The organism is Brachybacterium sp. FME24 (genome assembly GCF_014897705.1).
Lineage (GTDB): Bacteria > Actinomycetota > Actinomycetes > Actinomycetales > Dermabacteraceae > Brachybacterium.
The window spans coordinates 219,228-236,685 of the sequence record NZ_JABUXV010000009.1; the positions used below are offsets into that span (position 1 = coordinate 219,228).

The 17,458-nt window shown below is 68.1% G+C and carries 11 protein-coding genes; 9 read left to right on the forward strand and 2 right to left on the reverse strand.

The window, feature by feature from the left end; all coding sequences use genetic code 11:
- Nucleotides 1–25: 25 nt before the first annotated feature.
- The gene (locus INT51_RS12340; protein ID WP_193105599.1) at nucleotides 26–1,201 is read right to left on the reverse strand and encodes an ROK family transcriptional regulator; all 1,176 of its coding nucleotides are present in this window, start codon (nucleotides 1,199–1,201) and stop codon (nucleotides 26–28) included.
- A 199-nt stretch (nucleotides 1,202–1,400) separates the two neighbouring features.
- On the opposite strand from INT51_RS12340, the gene xylA reads away from it, so the two are divergent.
- The 4 genes from xylA (at nucleotide 1,401) to INT51_RS12360 (ending at nucleotide 8,353) form a co-directional block, all read left to right on the forward strand.
- Nucleotides 1,401–2,594 carry a xylose isomerase gene (gene xylA, locus INT51_RS12345; protein ID WP_193105600.1) on the forward strand — a complete coding sequence of 398 codons (1,194 nt, stop codon included), beginning with the start codon at nucleotides 1,401–1,403 and terminating at the stop codon, nucleotides 2,592–2,594.
- 422 nt (nucleotides 2,595–3,016) lie between these two features.
- Nucleotides 3,017–4,414, forward strand: coding sequence for a xylulokinase (gene xylB / locus INT51_RS12350; protein ID WP_193105601.1), 1,398 nt, complete (start codon nucleotides 3,017–3,019; stop codon nucleotides 4,412–4,414).
- Nucleotides 4,415–4,715: 301 nt separating this feature from the next.
- Nucleotides 4,716–7,103 (forward strand): beta-glucosidase, encoded by a 2,388-nt coding sequence (locus INT51_RS12355; protein WP_193105602.1) that lies wholly within the window; start codon nucleotides 4,716–4,718, stop codon nucleotides 7,101–7,103.
- Complete coding sequence (locus INT51_RS12360) at nucleotides 7,100–8,353, forward strand: endo-1,4-beta-xylanase (RefSeq protein ID WP_193105603.1); 1,254 nt, start codon at nucleotides 7,100–7,102, stop codon at nucleotides 8,351–8,353. The genes INT51_RS12355 and INT51_RS12360 overlap by 4 nt, the downstream gene beginning before the upstream one ends.
- Here INT51_RS12360 and INT51_RS12365 read toward each other — a convergent pair.
- Nucleotides 8,319–9,014, reverse strand: a complete 696-nt coding sequence (locus tag INT51_RS12365) for a hypothetical protein (protein WP_193105604.1) — start codon at nucleotides 9,012–9,014, stop codon at nucleotides 8,319–8,321. The genes INT51_RS12360 and INT51_RS12365 overlap by 35 nt on opposite strands.
- A gap of 505 nt (nucleotides 9,015–9,519) precedes the next feature.
- Between INT51_RS12365 and INT51_RS12370 the strand changes: the two genes are divergently transcribed.
- The 5 genes from INT51_RS12370 to INT51_RS12390 all read left to right on the forward strand — a co-directional run.
- Complete coding sequence (locus tag INT51_RS12370; protein ID WP_193105605.1) at nucleotides 9,520–11,199, forward strand: extracellular solute-binding protein; 1,680 nt, start codon at nucleotides 9,520–9,522, stop codon at nucleotides 11,197–11,199.
- Between the two features lie 34 nt (nucleotides 11,200–11,233).
- Nucleotides 11,234–12,208 carry a sugar ABC transporter permease gene (locus tag INT51_RS12375; protein ID WP_193105606.1) on the forward strand — a complete coding sequence of 325 codons (975 nt, stop codon included), beginning with the start codon at nucleotides 11,234–11,236 and terminating at the stop codon, nucleotides 12,206–12,208.
- On the forward strand, nucleotides 12,205–13,143 hold the full coding sequence (locus tag INT51_RS12380; protein ID WP_370540805.1) for a carbohydrate ABC transporter permease: 939 nt from the start codon (nucleotides 12,205–12,207) through the stop codon (nucleotides 13,141–13,143). Before INT51_RS12375 ends, INT51_RS12380 begins: the two co-directional genes overlap by 4 nt.
- A 226-nt stretch (nucleotides 13,144–13,369) precedes the next feature.
- A complete protein-coding gene (locus tag INT51_RS12385) occupies nucleotides 13,370–14,431 on the forward strand; it encodes a LacI family DNA-binding transcriptional regulator (protein ID WP_193105607.1) in 1,062 nt (353 codons plus the stop codon).
- An 815-nt stretch (nucleotides 14,432–15,246) separates the two neighbouring features.
- Nucleotides 15,247–17,458: choice-of-anchor G family protein (locus INT51_RS12390; protein WP_193105608.1), on the forward strand; the 2,212-nt coding region annotated here is incomplete at its 3' end.

Consider the following 17,458-nt stretch of genomic DNA (forward strand, 5'->3'; position numbering starts at 1 on the left):
TCGCCGGCAGCCCGGCGCGGCGATGTCAGTCCGTCAGGGCCGTCGAGCGGGCGATCCAATGCCCGGGGGAGTCGAGGATCGGCCAGATGGCCGCGCGGGCGGCGCCCCAGAGCGCGGGCGCCGCGAGGTCGTCGGAGCGCTCGATGACGATCTCCCCGACCTCCGCCGCCAGTGCATGGCGGTCCACGGTCTCGCGGATGAACGGGGCGATCTCCTCCGCGATGGGGCCGAGATAGCCCGAGAGCACCACCGTGGACAGATCCAGGATGTTCAGCGCGTTGGCGACGGCGAGGCCGAGCGAGCGGCCGATGGTTCCGATGACCTCGGCCCGGTCCGTGCTCCGCGAGAGCTCTTCGACCAGCTCCTCGATCAGCACATCTCGGCGCAGGCCGGCCCGTTCGCGCAGCGCATGATAGGAGACGTAGGCCTCGAGGCAGCCGTGCCGGCCGCAGCGGCAGAGCGCTCCGCCTGGTTCCACGACGGTATGGCCGAACTCGCCGGCCCAGCCGTGGACGCCCTCGAGCACCTTCCCCTCGAGCACGATGGCGCCGCCCACGCCGGTGCTGCCGCGCACATACATGAACGATTCGTCGGGGCGCTTGGCGAGCTCGGTGAGCACCGACAGGCGGATGTCGTTGCGCGCCAGCACCGGGAGGTGGTCCAGGTTCAGGACCTGTCGGAGCTCGCGCGCCAGCGGCACATCGACCCAGTCGAGGTTCGGGGCGGCCAGCACGCTCTCGCCGTCCGGGGACATGCGCCCGGGCACGGCGACGCAGACGCCGACGGGGGCTGCGTCGCCGGCGTCGGCGCGGACCTTCTCGACCAGTCGCGCGCAGGTCGCGACGGTCTCGGCGACATTCGAGGCCGTGACCTCGAGGTACTCGGTGCGGGTGCTGAGCGGTTCGCCGGCCAGATCGATGCCGAGGCACGAGATGTGCTCGGCGGCGATCTCCAGGCCGATGCCGAGCACGGTGTGCTTCGCGGGCTGCAGGGGCACCATCGGGCGTCCGCTGCCCTGGGAGACGGGGGAGTGCTCCTCCACGAGCCCGGCCGCGACCAGCTCCTCGACGAGCTTGGAGACGGTGGGTTTGGTCAGCTTCGTGGAGCGGGCGAGCGTTGCTCGAGAGACCGGATCCGTCGCCGCGACCACCGCGCGCATGACGAGCGAGAGGTTGTGCTCGCGCAGGTGCGTCGACTGCATGGTGGGCCTTCCCGTCGTGTGATCCAGCTGTGCCGTCTTGTGATCGGGCGCCCGATCATCGTATGTTAGTAACCGAAACATACTAAGCGGCTCGTCGCTGCCCGTTCCACGGAACTGCTGGTCCCGTACCGGGCATCGTATGACGACATCCCGAGCCGCGAGGGATCAGAAGATGCCGCCCGCACAGAGGAGCACCACCATGACTGCACCCACCCCCACCCGCGACGACAAGTTCTCCTTCGGTCTGTGGACCACCGGCTGGCAGGCGCAGGACCAGTTCGGCGCGGCCACCCGCCCGCCGCTGGAGCTGTCCGCGCACATCCGTAAGCTCGCCGACCTCGGCGCCTGGGGCTTCACCTTCCACGACAACGACGTGGTGCCCTTCGACGCGACCCCTGCAGAGCGCGCGAAGATCATCGATCAGCTGAAGTCCGTCACCGACGAGACCGGCCTGGTGATCGAGATGGTCACCACCGATACCTTCGCCCACCCCGTCTTCAAGGACGGCGCGTTCACCAGCAACGACCGCGACGTGCGCCGCTTCGGCCTGCGCAAGGTGCTGGCCAACGTCGACCTGGCCGCCGAGCTGGGCGCGACCACCTTCGTCATGTGGGGCGGCCGCGAGGGCTCGGAGTACGACGGCTCCAAGGACCTCTTCGCCGCGCTGGAGCGCTACCGCGAGGGCCTGGACACCGTCGCCGGCTACATCAAGGACAAGGGCTACGACATGCGCATCGGCCTCGAGCCGAAGCCCAACGAGCCCCGCGGCAACATCTTCCTGCCCACCGTGGGCCACGCCCTGGCCTTCATCGAGCAGCTCGAGCACGGCGACATCGTGGGCATCAACCCCGAGACCGGCCACGAGCAGATGGCGACCTTGAACTACACCCACGGCCTCGCCCAGGCTCTGTGGTCCGAGAAGCTGTTCCACATCGACCTCAACGGCCAGCACGGCCCGATGTACGACCAGGACCTCGTGTTCGGCCACGGCGACCTGATCAGCGCCTTCTTCACCGTCGACCTGCTCGAGAACGGCTTCCCGTCCAAGCCCGGCGCCTACGTCGGAGCCCGTCACTTCGACTTCAAGCCCTCGCGCACCGAGCACGAGACGGGCCAGTACGACTCCGCCGCGGCGAACATGGAGATGTACCTGATGCTCAAGGAGCGCGCCCTCGCGTTCCGCCAGGACTCCGAGGTCCAGGAGGCGCTGACGTACTCCGGCATCGACGAGCTCGCCCAGCCGACCCTCGCCGAGGGCGAGTCCCTCACGGACCTGCTCGCGGACCGCTCCACCTTCGAGGAGTTCGACGCGGACAAGGCCGGGGAGCGCAACTTCGGCTTCGTGCGCCTGCAGCAGCTCGCCATGCAGCACCTGCTCGGCTTCCGCGCCTGAGCCACTGATCGAGGCGGATGCCGTGCGGTGCTCGCCGCGCGGTGCGGCATTCGCCCCGCCCCCGCGGCTCCGCCCGCGCAATCGAGAAATGTCCGCTGGGGACCGATGTGGACGATCGCATCGGTCCCCGGGGTGCATTACTCTTCGGCGCTCGGCGCTCGGCGCTCGGCGCTCGGCGCTCGGCGCGGGCCAGGCGGCCCAGTGCGGCCCGGCGCGGCCCGTGTCGGCGCGTGCCGCCCTGAGCCGCCCCGGGGCGTTCGGCGCGTGCCGCCCCGTGACGGCCCGGGGCGGTCTGCGCCGCCCGTGCCGGCGCCGGGTGGTCGCCGTGGCGCCGCGGTTCTGCGCCTCGATCCCCGCCGCGCCGCCCCGTACTCTGGAAACGGCGACATCCCCGCACCCTGCTTCTCGCAAAGGACCTCTCGATGGCACCCACGGTTCTCGGAATCGACTCCTCCACCCAGGCGACCAAGGCACTGCTCGTCGACGCCGAGACCGGGGACGTCCTCGAGGAACGCCGCGCAGCGCACCCCGACGGCACCGAGGTCGATCCTCGGGCGTGGCTGACCGCGGTCGACGAGGCCGCCGGGCCCCTGCTCGAGCGGGCCGACGCGGTGTCCGTCGGCGGCCAGCAGCACGGCATGGTGCTGCTGGATGCCCGCGGCGACGTCGTGCGCGACGCGCTGCTGTGGAACGACACGCGTTCCGCTCCGCAGGCCGAGGCGCTGATCGAGGAGATGGGCGGCGCCGAAGCGTCGGTCGAGGAGATCGGCAGCCTGATGGTCGCCTCCTTCACGGCCTCCAAGCTGCGCTGGGTGCGCGACGAGGAGCCCGACAATGCGCAGCGTGCGGCGAGCGTGCTGCTGCCGCACGATTACGTCTCCCGGCACCTGGCCGGTGGGGGAGAGGCCTTCACCGATCGTGGTGACGCCTCCGGCACCGCCTATTACTCCACGCGCACCGAGAAGTGGAAGCCCGAGCTGGTCGAGCTGGCCCTGGGTCGCTCCCTCGAACTGCCCCGGCTGCCCGGGACCCCGCAGGAGGTCATGGCCCGCACCCCCTCCGGGGCGGCGATCGCCGCCGGCACCGGGGACAACATGGGTGCGGCCCTCGGTCTCTCTCAGAGCGAGGGCGACGTCTCGGTCTCGATCGGCACCTCCGGGGTGTGCGCGATGGTCAGCCCGACCCGCCCGAACGACGCCTCCGGCGCGGTCACCGGATTCGCCGACGCCACCGGGCGGTTCCTGCCCATGGCCACGACGATCAATGCCGCACGCATCCTCGAGGCTGGTCGCGCCCTGCTCGGCGTGAGCCACGAGGAGATGGCAGAGCTGGCGCTGGCCAGCGTGCCGGGCGCGCACGGCGTGACGCTGCTGCCCTACTTCGATGGGGAGCGCACTCCGAACCGACCCGATGCCCGGGCCACCCTGACCGGCCTGAGCACCGCCACCACCCGGCAGGACGTGGCGCGCGCCTACGTCGAGGGTCTGCTCTGCTCCCTGGCCGACGGCATCGCCGCGCTCAAAGGCCGTACCGGTACCGCCGCCGCTCGCATCACCCTGATCGGTGGCGCTGCGCGCAACCAGGCCGTGCAGCGGCTCGCCCCCGCCGTGTTCGGCCGCGAGGTCACGATCGCGCCGGCCGCGGAGTACGTGGCGCTCGGCGCCGCCCGGCAGGCCGCCTGGGCGCTCGCCGAGACGCCGGAGCCCCCGGCCTGGGAGGTCACCGGCAGCCGCATCGTCGAAGCGGAGCCGACGCCTGAGGTGCTCGGGGCCTACCGCGAGCTCAAGGAGCGCACCGAGGGGTGGGCCCGAACCGACTGATCCCGCTCCGACTCGCGAGCCGCACTGCACCCCATCTGAAACTTTCGGATGGGGTGCTTTGCTGTGCTGGCTATAACGTCCTGGTGGCGGGGCATTGACCGCCACGCCCTGCCTGGCCTAGCCTGAGCGTCATCGAAAGTGCACTGAAAGATTTCACTCAGTGATAGTGGCCGACGTGCCGGATATCCCGGTGCCGGACACGTCAGCGCCTGTCACGTCAGAGCCGGACACACCAGAGCCAGGACCAGTCGAGCCGAGCGGACCCCACCGCACGCTCGAGAGCCGTGCGAAGGAGCACCCCATGACCGTTGCCCCGTGGAGAGACCCCTCGGTGGGCGTCGAACAGCGCGTTCAGTCGCTGCTGGCAGACCTCAGCCCCGAAGAGAAGATCGCCCAGCTCGGAAGCTACTGGAAGCGCCCGGAGATCGGGGACGCCGAAGGGTTCGCCCCGATGCAGTCCACCTTCGACGAGGGCCGTGACCCCTTCGAGGACGCGGTCCAGCACGGGCTCGGGCATATCACCCGCCCTTACGGCAGTGCCCCCCTGACCTCCGAGGAGGGGGTGGCGAACCTGCGCCGCCTGCAGGTCGCGGTCACCAACGGCTCGCCCCACGGCATTCCCGCGATCGCGCACGAGGAATGCCTGACCGGGATCATGGCCCACGAGGCCACCACCTATCCCGCCGCCATCGCCTGGGGAGCCTCCTTCGATCCCGAGCTGATCGGCGAGATGGCCGGCCGGATCGGCCAGGACATGCGGGCGCTGGGCGCTCACGTCGGCCTCTCGCCGGTGCTCGACATCGTGCGCGACTACCGCTGGGGCCGCATCGAGGAGACCATGGGGGAGGACCCCTATCTCACCGGCGTCCTGGCCACCGAGTACGTCAAGGGCCTGCAGTCCTCCGGCGTCATCGCCACGCTCAAGCACTTCGCCGGCCACGCCGCCTCCCGCGCCGGTCGCAACCACGCGCCCGTCTCCATCGGGATGCGCGAACTGCACGAGATCGACCTCGTCCCCTTCGAGATGGCCGTGCGGCTGGGCAAGGTCGGTGCGGTGATGAACTCCTACGCCGACATCGACGGCGTCGCCCCCGCCGCCAGCCGCTGGTTGATGACCGAGCTGCTGCGCGACACCTGGGGATTCGACGGCACCGTGGTCTCGGACTACTGGGCCGTGAACTTCCTGCAGTCCATGCATCGCGTCGTGGAGACCACGAGAGAGGCCGCCGTGACCACACTGCGTGCCGGCATGGATGTCGAACTGCCCGAGACCAACACGTTCCCGGAGCTCCTGGACGCAATCCGCGAGGGCGAGCTCGAGGTCGAGGTGCTCGATACTGCGGTGCGCCGGGTGCTGCGCCAGAAGGTCGAACTGGGTCTGCTCGATCCCGATTTCGACCCGGCCACCACCGGTGAGGCGATCGACCTCGACCCCGCCGAGAACCGCGATCTCGCGCGGCGGGTCGCCGAGGAGTCGATCGTGCTCCTGCGCAACGAGGCGGCGGCTCTGCCGCTCGCCGCGACCGGTCGCATCGCGCTCGTCGGCCCTAGTGCCGTGCAGCCTCGCAGCTTCCTGGGCTGCTACAGCTTCACCAATCATGTGCTGTCCCGCCTGGAGGACAACGGCACCTCGGTCGAGGTGCCCTCGCTCGCCGACGCCCTGGCCATCGAGTTTCCGGCCGCGACCCTCACCACCGTCGCCGGAACGGACTTCACCGGGACCGACACCTCCGGCATCGCCGAGGCAGTCACCGCCGCCGAAGCGGCCGACGTCGCAGTCCTCGCCGTCGGCGACATCGCGGGCCTGTTCGGCGCCGGCACCTCCGGGGAAGGCTGCGACGTGGCCGACCTCCAGCTGCCCGGTGCCCAGCACGAGCTCGTCGAGGCAGTCCTGGGCACCGGGACCCCGGTGGTCCTGGTGCTGGTCACCGGTCGCCCCTATGCCCTGGGCGCGTACGTGGACCGATGCGCCGGGATCGTGCAGGCCTTCATGCCGGGCGAGGAGGGCGGCAGCGCCCTCGCCGGAGTGCTCTCGGGCCGCGTGAACCCGTCCGGCCGCCTGCCGATCGGGATCCCCCGGGGCATGGGCGGTCAGCCCGGCACCTACCTCGCCCCCGTGCTCGCCTGGGTCAGCGACGGCATCTCCAACATCGACCCCAAGCCGCTGTACCCCTTCGGCTTCGGTCTCGGATACTCGCGCTTCGAGTACTCCGACCTGCAGCTCTCGGCCGACGAGATCGCGCCCGACGGCACTGTCGAGATCTCCGGGACGCTCACCAACACCGGGGACACAGAGGGCAAGGAGGTCGCTCAGCTCTACCTCGGCGATCCCGTCGCGAGCGTGGTTCGCCCGCTCAAGCGCCTGGTCGGATTCACCAAGATCGCCCTGGCCGCGGGCGACAGCGCCCGGGTCACGTTCCGCCTGCACGCGGATCGCACCTCGTTCCTGGGCGAGGACCACCGGCGCATCGTCGAGCCCGGCGAGTTCCGCGTACGCATCGCCGCTTCGAGCGAGGACATGACCCTGGAGGGGTCCTTCCGCGTCGCCGGCGAGGTGCGCGTGGTGGGGGACGGTGAGCGGGTGCTGGAGACCCCGGCGGAGGTCGTGGTCGGCGGCGACCGGCCCGCTCCGATCGTCACGGCCGGCGCTGGCGCTGATGTGACCACGCCGAGCGCCGGCCAGCGATGATCACCGGCTCCGCTCCGCAGGGGCGGATCGAGACCCTCGAGGTCCACGTCGTCGATCAGGACGGTGGCCCGCTCGCCGATGCCGCGGTGGTCGTCGAGCAGACCCGCCACGCCTTCGGATTCGGCTGCACAGCCTTCCAGATGCCGGTGACCGAGGCCGAACTGGACGCGGATCGGGACTCGGGGGACGGTGCTGCGCTGGCTGCGCTGTGGCTGGACCTGTTCAACATGGCGACCCTGCCGTTCTATTGGCGCTGGTTCGAGCCCGTGCCCGGAGGAAGCACGGACGCCGCGCGGCTGCGCGCCCTGGCCGAGCACCTGCGTGCACGCGGCGTACGGCTCAAGGGCCATCCGCTGCTCTGGCACACGCTCGCACCGACCTGGCTCGCAGAGCGCGATGACCAGGGCGTCGAGGAGGCCATCCGGGCCCGCATCACGCGCGAGACCGGCGAGTTCGCCGGGCTCATCGATCAGTGGGATGCGATCAACGAGACGGTCATCCTGCCGGTGTTCGAGGCCGAGGAGAACGCAGTGACGCGCCTGGCGCAGGCCCGCGGGCGGATGCACGTGATCCGCCTGGCCTTCGAGACGGCACGGGCGGCGGACCCCGCCACCCGCCTGGTGCTCAACGACTTCGACCTCACCCCCGCCTACGAAGACGTGATCGAGGAGTGCCTGGAGGCAGGTGTGCAGATCGACGCGATCGGTCTGCAGACGCACATGCACAAAGGCTACCGGGGCCAGGAGCAGATCGCCGAGGTGCTCGAACGGTTCTCGAGATTCGGCCTGCCCCTGCAGATGACGGAGACGACGCTCGTCTCCGGGGATCTCATGCCGTCGCACATCGTGGACCTCAACGACTACCTGGTCGACTCGTGGCCCTCGACGCCGGAGGGGGAGCAGCGGCAGGCGGAGGAGCTGGTGGAGCACTACCGGACCGTGCTCTCCCATCCCGCGACCGAGTCGCTGACCTACTGGGGCCTGGACGATGCGACGGCGTGGCTGGGAGCGCCCGCCGGGATGGTGCGGGCCGACGGCACGGCGAAACCGAGCTACCACGCGTTGAAGCAGCTCATCACCGAGGACTGGTGGGTGCGTCGCCAGGAGCATCGCAGCGACGCCGCGGGCGTCGTGCGCGTGCGGGGGTTCGCCGGCGACTATCGCATCGAAGTGGCCGGACAGGTCCAGGAGGTGGCGGTGCCGCGCGGCGGTGGCGTCATCCGGCTGGCTGCGGCTCCGGCGCGGGCCTGACGAACTGCTCGGTGAGCAGCCGGGACACCGGCCGCTCCGAGTTCCACAGCGCGAAGGTCAGCAGTGAGCCCGTCAGCAGCAGGGCGAATCCCCCGACGACGAACGTCAGTCCCACCGTGAGTACGCCGAGGGACAGCAGTGCGAGCGTGGACAGGGGCCGCGCGAACAGGGTGAAGACTGCCAGTCGCAGTACGTCGACGAATCGGAAGGTGAACTGCGAGGAGATGGTCAGCGCCCGGACCAGCACCAGCAGCACCAGCACCCCCAGGACGAGGAAGGCGCTGCTGAGACTCGCCGTCCCGAGCACCTTTCCGTAGGAGATGTTCGCGCTGAGAACCGCGAGGATGACCGTCGCGGGCAGCGCGAGCTTGAGGGAGTCCACCACGGTGGCCCGGTAGCCGCGGAGGAACCGCGATGCCGGCACCAGGTCGCTGTCCGTGCTGCGGGCGCGCCAGGCGTGCAGTGCAGCGGTCACCGCGGGGGCGACCGGGAGCGTGGCCAGGACCAGCACCATGACGTGGGAGGCATCCGGGGTGAGGAGTCCCCAGGCGAGCACTGTCGGCGCGCACGCGAGCACCAGCAGCACGTCGATCACCACGAGCCAGTAGACGCCCTCGGTGAGGGCGGTGAAGACGCTGCGGGGCGGGCGAGGGGGCGTCATTGCTCCTCCTGTCGGGACGTATGCACGGGGTGGAGTGCGGCCAGTATGGCGTGCTTGAACGAAACTTTCGACCTCTGCAGGGCGTGTCGTTGCGAGAATGTGACCTCGCCCGAGGTGGTGAAATCAGGGTGCTCGGTCAGCGACCGGAGCATTTCTCCAGGCCATCACCCCGGAGTGAAGTGGGCCGGGGCAGGTGTAGGCGGTTTTGTCGACTCGCCGCAGGCTCTTGACCCGGCACGATGCGGGCATTAAGTTAACCTCCACACCGAAACTTCAGCGAAAGTATTGGTGGTCGGATGATGCCGTGATGACGCGGCATCGCGCAGTGACTCGGATCGACGGACGGTCAAGAACGACCGTCCTCGTCCGTCCGGCACCCGCAGGGCCCGCGGACCCCACAGGGAGCAGGCCCATTCGGGCGGCCCAGCAGTGCCCCAGTGATCAGGCTTCACCACTTCGGTCGCCCCGACATCTCGGCGTGACCCCTCTCGACGAGGAGACGGCAATGACGACGCCCCACCCCTTCCATCTCTCCCCGACCCGACGCAGCTTCGTCGGCCTCTCCGCGGCAGCCTTCGGCACTCTCGCCCTGGCTTCCTGCGGGTCCGGCTCCGGTGCCGACGAGGGGGTCGACGTCGACTCCCAGAGCGTCGGCGCGATGGAGGACTACGCCGCCGATACCCAGTTCATGGCGAGTGAGCCGATGACGGTCAGCATGCTGTGGACCGATTGGCCCGAGGTTCCGGTCGAGGATTCCTGGCGGATCTTCGAGCGCATCAAGGAGCTCACGAACGTCGAGATCACGCTCACGCACATCCCCTTCAGCGACGCCACCGAGAAGCGCAGCCTGCTGATCAGCGCCGGTGACGCCCCCACGCTGATCCCGCTGGTCTACACCGGGGAGGATGCCGCCTTCGTCTCCTCCGGTGCGGTCGTGCCGCTGAGCGACTACGTCGATCGCATGCCGAACTTCCAGAAGTACGTGGAGGAATGGGATCTCGGCGAGATGATCAACAACCTCAGGCAGGCCGATGGCAAGTACTACATGGTGCCGGGCCTGCAGGAGGTCTCGGTTCCGGTGTTCAGCCTCGTGATCCGCAAGGATGTCTTCGAAGAGGTCCTGGGGGCGGTGCCGGACACCTGGGACGAGCTGCGGGAGGGCTTGGTCCTGATCAAGGAGAAGTACCCCGATTCGGTGCCGCTGGCCGATGGCTTCGAGGCCCAGTCCATGCTCAACTACGCCGCCCATGCGTTCGGCACCAAGGCCGGGTGGGGATTCGGGGACGGGGCCATCGACGCCGAGGGCGATGAGCTGGTCTATGCCGCGACCACCGATCAGTACAAGTCCCTGGTCGAGTTCTTCCGAGGACTGGTCGAGGACGGTCTGATCGACCGGGAGTCGCTCACCGCCTCGAACGATGGCAGCGGCGCGGCGGACGTCAGCGAGAAGTTCGCGAACGAGACCTGCTTCGCGGCGTCCGGATCCTCCGGCACCGCGATCGAATTCGCGCAGGCCCTGAACGAGACCGTCGGCGAAGGGAACTACTCGGTCACCCTCATCCCGCCGCCGGCCGGTCCTGCCGGCAACAACGTCGAGCCTCGCAACTTCTGGCACGGCTTCATGCTCGGCTCGGAGATCACGAAGTCCGAGAACTTCCTGGCCACCCTGCAGTTCGCCGACTGGCTCTACTTCAACCCGGAGGCGCGCGAGATGCTGCGCTGGGGGGAGAAGGACACGAACTACACGAAGGCGCAGGACGGCACCATCGAGCTGATGGACGAATTCTCGCTGGACGACTACAGCCTCAACGCCGGCGCTGAGACGGACATCAAGACGGACCTGGGCTATTCGACGTTCCCGGCGGAATCCACCGAATCCCGGGCGCTCAAGGAGTCCTACAGCACGCCCGAGTTCGTCCAGTACATCGATGACGTGCTCACCGTGCGCACCCCTCGTGAGCCGATCCCGCCCGCGCCCCTGGACGAGACCGAGCTCGAGCAGGCTTCGCTGCTGGCCACCCCCATCAAGGACGCCGTGGACACCGCGACCCTGCAGTTCATCATGGGTGAGCGCGACATCAGTGAATGGGATGCCTTCGTCGGTGAGCTGGAGGCGGCGGGTCTTCCCCGGTACCTCGAGCTGCTCAACGGCGCTCGTGAGCGGTTCGTCGAGGCCAACGGGTGATCGGGGCGGGACGGTCGGCGGCGGAAGGAATGCCATGACCATGACCCAGTCCTCGGGTATCGCGGCGCAGGAGGCTGCCCCGCGACGCCCCGCTCTGAAGCGTCGGCCGGGTGGCTGGAAGCGCGCGTTGAAGCGCGACTGGCCGTTGTACTCGCTGGCGGTGCTGCCGCTCATCTTCCTCGCGATCTTCCGCTATCTCCCGATGCTCGGCAACGCGATCGCGTTCCGACGCTTCCGGCCGGGCGGGAACATCTTCGGCGACGAGTGGGTGGGCACGCTCTACGTCGAGATGTTCATCAACGACCCCGCGTTCTGGAACGTCTTCGCCAACACCGTGATCATCGGCGGGATGACCCTCGTGGTCTGCTTCCCGCTGCCGATCATCCTGGCGCTGATGCTCAATGAGGTCCGGCGGCGCCACTTCAAGAAGATCGTCCAGTCGATCAGCTACCTTCCGCACTTCCTCTCGGTCGTGATCGTGGTCGGGATGGTCTATCAGCTGCTCTCCCTGGAGGGCACGGTGAACCAGATCTCGACGGCCTTCGGCGGTGATGCGGTCTCGTTCCTGCAGAAGGCCGAGTGGTTCCGGCTGATCTATGTCGCCTCCGAGGCGTGGCAGACCGTCGGCTGGGGCACGATCCTGTATCTCGCGGCGTTGACCGCGGTGGACGACGCCCTCTACGAGGCCTCCCGGATCGACGGCGCGAACCGCTGGCAGCAGACCTGGCATGTGACGCTCCCGGGCATCCGGCCGACGATGGTCACGCTGCTGATCCTGAACATCGGCAACTTCCTCAATGTCGGGTTCGAGAAGGTGCTGCTGCTGTACAACCCGATGACCTATGCGACAGGCGACGTGATCTCCACGTACCTCTACCGGGTCGGACTGGTCTCGAACAACCTCAGCTATGCGGCCGCCATCGGACTGTTCCAGGCGATCATCGGGTTCGCCATGGTGATGTCGGCCAACTTCATCTCGAGACGATTGGTGGGGACGAGCCTGTGGTGATCGAAGCATTCCAATCCGACGCGCCGCGCAAGGTCGCCGTGGAGCCCCGTAGCACCCGGATCAAGGACTCCACCTCCTATCGGGTCTTCACCGTGCTGAACATGACGGCTCTGCTGGTCATGTGCGCCCTGATGCTCTACCCGTTCATCATGCTCCTGGCGCAGTCCTTCAGCTCGGCGGGCGCGATCAGCGCGGGGAAGGTCAGCCTCGTCCCGGTGGATTTCAACCTCGACACGTACCGGGCGGTGGCCAACAACGGCGACTTCTGGCGCAGCTACGGCAATACCGTGCTCTATACGGTGATCGGCACGACCATCGCCATGGTGCTGACCACGACCTACGCCTTCGTCCTGTCGAAGAAGCATCTGAAGGGCCGCAGCCTGCTCATCGGCATCGCGGTGTTCACCATGTTCTTCAACGGCGGCATCGTGCCGAACTACGTGCTGATCTCCTCCCTCGGGATGAAGAACACGATGTGGGCGGTGATCCTGCCGCCTGCTCTGTCCGTGTTCAACCTGCTGGTCATGAAGGCGTTCTTCGAGAACCTGCCGTCAGAGCTCGAGGAGGCCGCCCACATCGACGGCCTCAGCTGGTTCGGGATCTTCTTCCGGATCGTGCTGCCGCTGTCCAAGGCGGTCATCGCCACGATGGTGCTGTTCTACTCGGTGCAGTACTGGAATGACTGGTTCGGGGCGTTCCTGTACCTCGATCGCACGGACCTGTTCCCTGTGACGCTGTTCCTGCGGAATCTGATAGCCGGCGCCTCCACGGCGGCGTCCGAAGGCGCAGCCATGTCCGGGTCGAGCGTCGGCGACATCAACGCCAACATCCAGTCGGTGACGATGATCCTGATCCTCATCCCGATCCTGTGCGTGTATCCGTTCGTGCAGCGATACTTCGTCTCCGGCATCATGCTCGGCTCGGTCAAGGGCTGACACGCGAGCTCGGACGTCCGCGGGCGGCTGCTTCTCGGAGCGACCGCCCGCGGACGTCGAGAGAGTTCTCCGATCAGCTCACAGAAAGTGACCGAAAAACACGTCGAAACTCCGGACTGTGTTTAGGCTGGGGGCACCATCCGCCACGGTCACGTGACCGGACCCGACTATCCTCCTGGATGTCGGCGCCGACGGGGGTGCTGTGTCGAGAGATGAAGGTGTGGACATGTCAGAGGACGCTGCCCGGCACGGCCGGGTCACCCTGAAGGACGTCGCCGAGAAGGCGGGCGTCTCCTTGGCCACGGCATCGAAGGTGATGAATGCTCGTGCCGACGTGCGCGATTCGACCCGCGAGGAGGTCGCCGAGGCGGCCCGCGAACTCGGCTATCAGCCCAAGCGGCGCGAGTCGGACCGACGGCGTTCGGTGATGATCCACTTCGACACCCTCACCAGCCCGTACGCACTCCAGGTGCTCGAGGGCGCCGAGCGCGCCGCGCGCCGCGCGGACGTCGACCTCCTGGTGATCAGCGTGGACGAGCGCGGCGAGGGATATGCCGGGCCCACTCGTGCGCAGATGGCCGATATCGCGGCCCGCGGCATCGAAGGGCTCATCGCCGTGACCTCCCCGATCGGCACCCAGCACGCCCGGTGGAGCAAAGACCTCAAGCTGCCGCTGATCGCGGTGGACCCCGTGACGATCGGTCCCGATACCAAGGGGGTCGTCACCATCTCGGCGACCAACTGGGAGGGGGGCTCGCTGGCGGTCCAGCACCTGCTCGACCTCGGGCACACCCGGGTCGGGATCATCGGGGGCCCGGAGGGCTCCGTGCCGGCCCGTCAGCGCGTCCAGGGCTACCACAGCGCCCTCGCGCAGGCGGGGATCCCCGTCGACCCCCAACTCATCGAGCACGGCTCCTTCGGGTATGAGGACGGCCAGCGCAGTGCGGAGCGACTCCTGCGTCTGCCCGAGCCGCCGACGGCGATCTTCGCCGTGGCGGACACCCTCGGCGTGGGCGCGCTGCGGGCGGCCCGTCAGCACGGCGTGAGTGTTCCCGAGGAGCTCAGCGTGATCAGCTTCGACGACACGATGATCGCCAGCTGGACGCATCCGCAGCTCACGGCGGTGCGTCAGCCCTTGTTCTCGATGGGTCAGGTCGCCGTCGAGCGGCTGCTCGCGCTCTCGTCGGATCCGGGGTTGTTCGCCCACCCCTTCAAGCTCGAGACGCATCTCGTCCAGCGGGAATCCACGGCTCCCCGCGTGGAGGCGGCGGCCCAGGATCGAGCGTGAGCTCACTGCTCGCGCGTAGCCGCTGAGGGTCGGACGAGCCCGGGCCTCATGGCCCCAGCGCACTGTGGTTCGATGCTTTCGTCGTTGACGTGCCAGAGGTGCGCTCATCCGGGGTCTGGGCTCCTCACATACGGCCGACGCCTGGGCTTCGAGGCAATCAACGGGAACTCCTTGCTGAGTTCGCTCAGAAGATGTAGGACCCGTCTCTGTTCTTCTGGGGAAAGTTGTTGCCGCCTCTTGCGACGTCTTCTCAGATGCTGTATTCGCGCGCGTTCGGGCGCCCGTAATAGATGGCCGCCCGTCCTCCTTGCTGAATTGGCGCGATTGCTGTATGGGCGACTAAGCGCGAATTTATTACAGACAGCTGCACCCCTTGTCGAGACGACCCATGTGCGATACGACCTGCAGTGGAGCCGCTCTTGTCGTCCGTCGAAGCCCTTGCTGAACACGCTCACGTGATGTACAGGGTGCATTGAGAGTGTTTTCAGAAGGTTCGTTCATGTCCCTTGACGGGCCCCCTCAGCTTGGGGTTGGCTGAGAGTTGTGACAGATAGCGCAACGTGGAATGCACGACACCTCGGCGCGAACTGCACATCACCGCGAAGCGTGCCGGACGGCACTGCGACGTGGACTGCACAGCACCGCGGCGAGGCTTTGTTCTTCGCCGCGGCAGCGCTATGTCGGACGCAGAGCTAGGGAGATTCATCATGGTCAGTCCCGTACACGCACCGCCTACAGAGAGCATCCCTCCACCTCGAAGATGGCGCCTCTGGCGCGACCGGATCGCCAAGGGGGTAGCGGCCGGTGCAGCGGGAGTGCTCTTCGCCTCCGGGTCCGCCTCGGCGCTTGGTCTGGACACCTATCCCGAGGAGCCGACGGAGGCCGAGGCGAGCGTTGCAGGGATGTCCCTCGGCGGCGAAGACCTCTTCGGCCTGGCGCAGTCGCAGGCCGGCTCGGAGTCCGACCCCGGGCCGAACACCGAGGCCTTCAACGGAGCAATCGGCGGCGGGGAAGTCGTCGATTTCGGATCCGGCTACCAGATCCCGCTCGCCGACTTCCTCGAGTTCGGCGAGGCTGGCGTCGTGCAGAGCCAGTCGACTGCATCTGACGGCCAGAACGGTGAGGCCATCACCGGAATCGCCGGAGCAGACGGCGGGCTCACCCTCGACGGGACCGACGGTGAGTTCGGCACTGCTCGGATCAACCTGCTCTCGATCCTCGAGGCCAGCGGAGCCGACACCATCACCGATGAGATGGTCGATCGAGCCGAGCTGAACTTCGGACTGGGCGGTGCGTGGGTCGAGGCGATCGACGGCGAGTTCCAGGACCCCGACGCCGTAGGCGAGTTCGGCCAGTACCGCGTCGGCGATCTGAACCTCGAGCTCCACTCACCCGCCATCGACGCAGCCGGCGACGGCCTGAGCGATGCCGCCGGTCAGATGGAGCAGGAGGTCACCGACACCATCAACGACACCCTGGATCTCGGCAGCGCACTGCCGGTGCCGGGGCTGACCGTGGAGACCGAGGTATCCAGCACCCTCCAGGAGGACGTGCTCGACGCGACCCTCCTCGGCCCCATCGCCACGGATGATGGCCTGGCAGAGATCAATCTCGGCGAGGGCACCGTCATGGTGGACCTGGCCCGGATCGGTGGCAACGATGACGGTGTCATCGATCGCCCCGTCGGCATCAACAACCAGGACCCGAACACCGAGCTCATCGACGACGAGACCTACCCGTTCGTCGCGAGCAGTGTGCACGACGTCATCGAAGAGGTCGTGGACCTCTCCGTCGGTACCGCGATGGACTCGTTGGAGAGCGTGAGCGTCTCCTCCTCGGTCACGGCTCCTGACGGCACCACGGCATCGTGGGACATGACGCTGAACGGGGAGGTCACCAACTTCGAGTGCACCCCGGGCGGTCTCACCGGAGCGGTGACCTGCGCGACCCTCGAGGGCGCGATGAGCGCCATGGGTCCGGTCATGTCGCCGATCAACGACGCACTCTCCGACCCGGAAGGTGTGATCTACCAGGCATTCACCACCATCAAGACGGATCTCATGACCGTCCCGGTGCGGGCTGCTCTCGATCCGTTCCTCGAGCTGATCGCCTCGAACCTCTTCTCGGTGCAGATCAACCACCAGGAGGTGCAGACCTGCGAGATGCCCGATGGCACTGAGGCAACCTCAGGGCTGGAGGTCTCGGCATTGAGCATCGGGGTCCTGGATGGCACAGCACGCCTGGGCATAGGTAATGCCGGCGTGCGGATCGATGCCTGTGACCTTGCTGCTGAAGAGCCCGTGATCGACGCCTCGACCCCGGCTCCGGCCGGTGGCGAGTCGACTCTGACCGGTGAGGGCTGGACTCCGGATACCGACGTGTCCGTGCAGCTGACCGATCCCGACGGCGCCCCCGTCGGCGATCCGGTCACTGTCACCACGGACGAGAACGGTGCCTTCCCCGAGGGCACGGTGCTGCCGGTTCCCGAGGATGCGACCCCGGGCGATGGCTTCACCGTCACCGCGACGGATCCTGAGGGCAACGAGGCCACCGACACGCTCGAGGTCACCGAGGCCGATGCGGCCGAGGTCACGATCGACGCGTCCTCGCCGGTGGTTGTGGGCGATGAGTCCACGCTGACGTCCGAGGGCTGGGCCCCGAACACCGACGTGGCCGTGCAGCTGACCGATGCCGAGGGCAACCCCGTCGGCGATCCGGTCACCGTCTCCACCGATGAGAACGGTGCCTTCCCCGAGGGCACGGTGCTGCCGGTCCCGGAGGATGCGACCCCGGGTGACGGTTTCACCGTCACCGCGACCGATCCCGAGGGCAACGAGGCGACCGACACGATCTCGGTCGTCGCAGCGGATGCTCCGCTGGTCGATGCCTCCTCGCCGGCTCCGGCCGGTGGCGAGTCGACTCTGACCGGTGAGGGCTGGACCCCGGACACTGACGTGTCCGTGCAGCTGACCGATCCCGAGGGCAACCCCGTCGGCGATCCGGTCACCGTCACCACGGACGAGAACG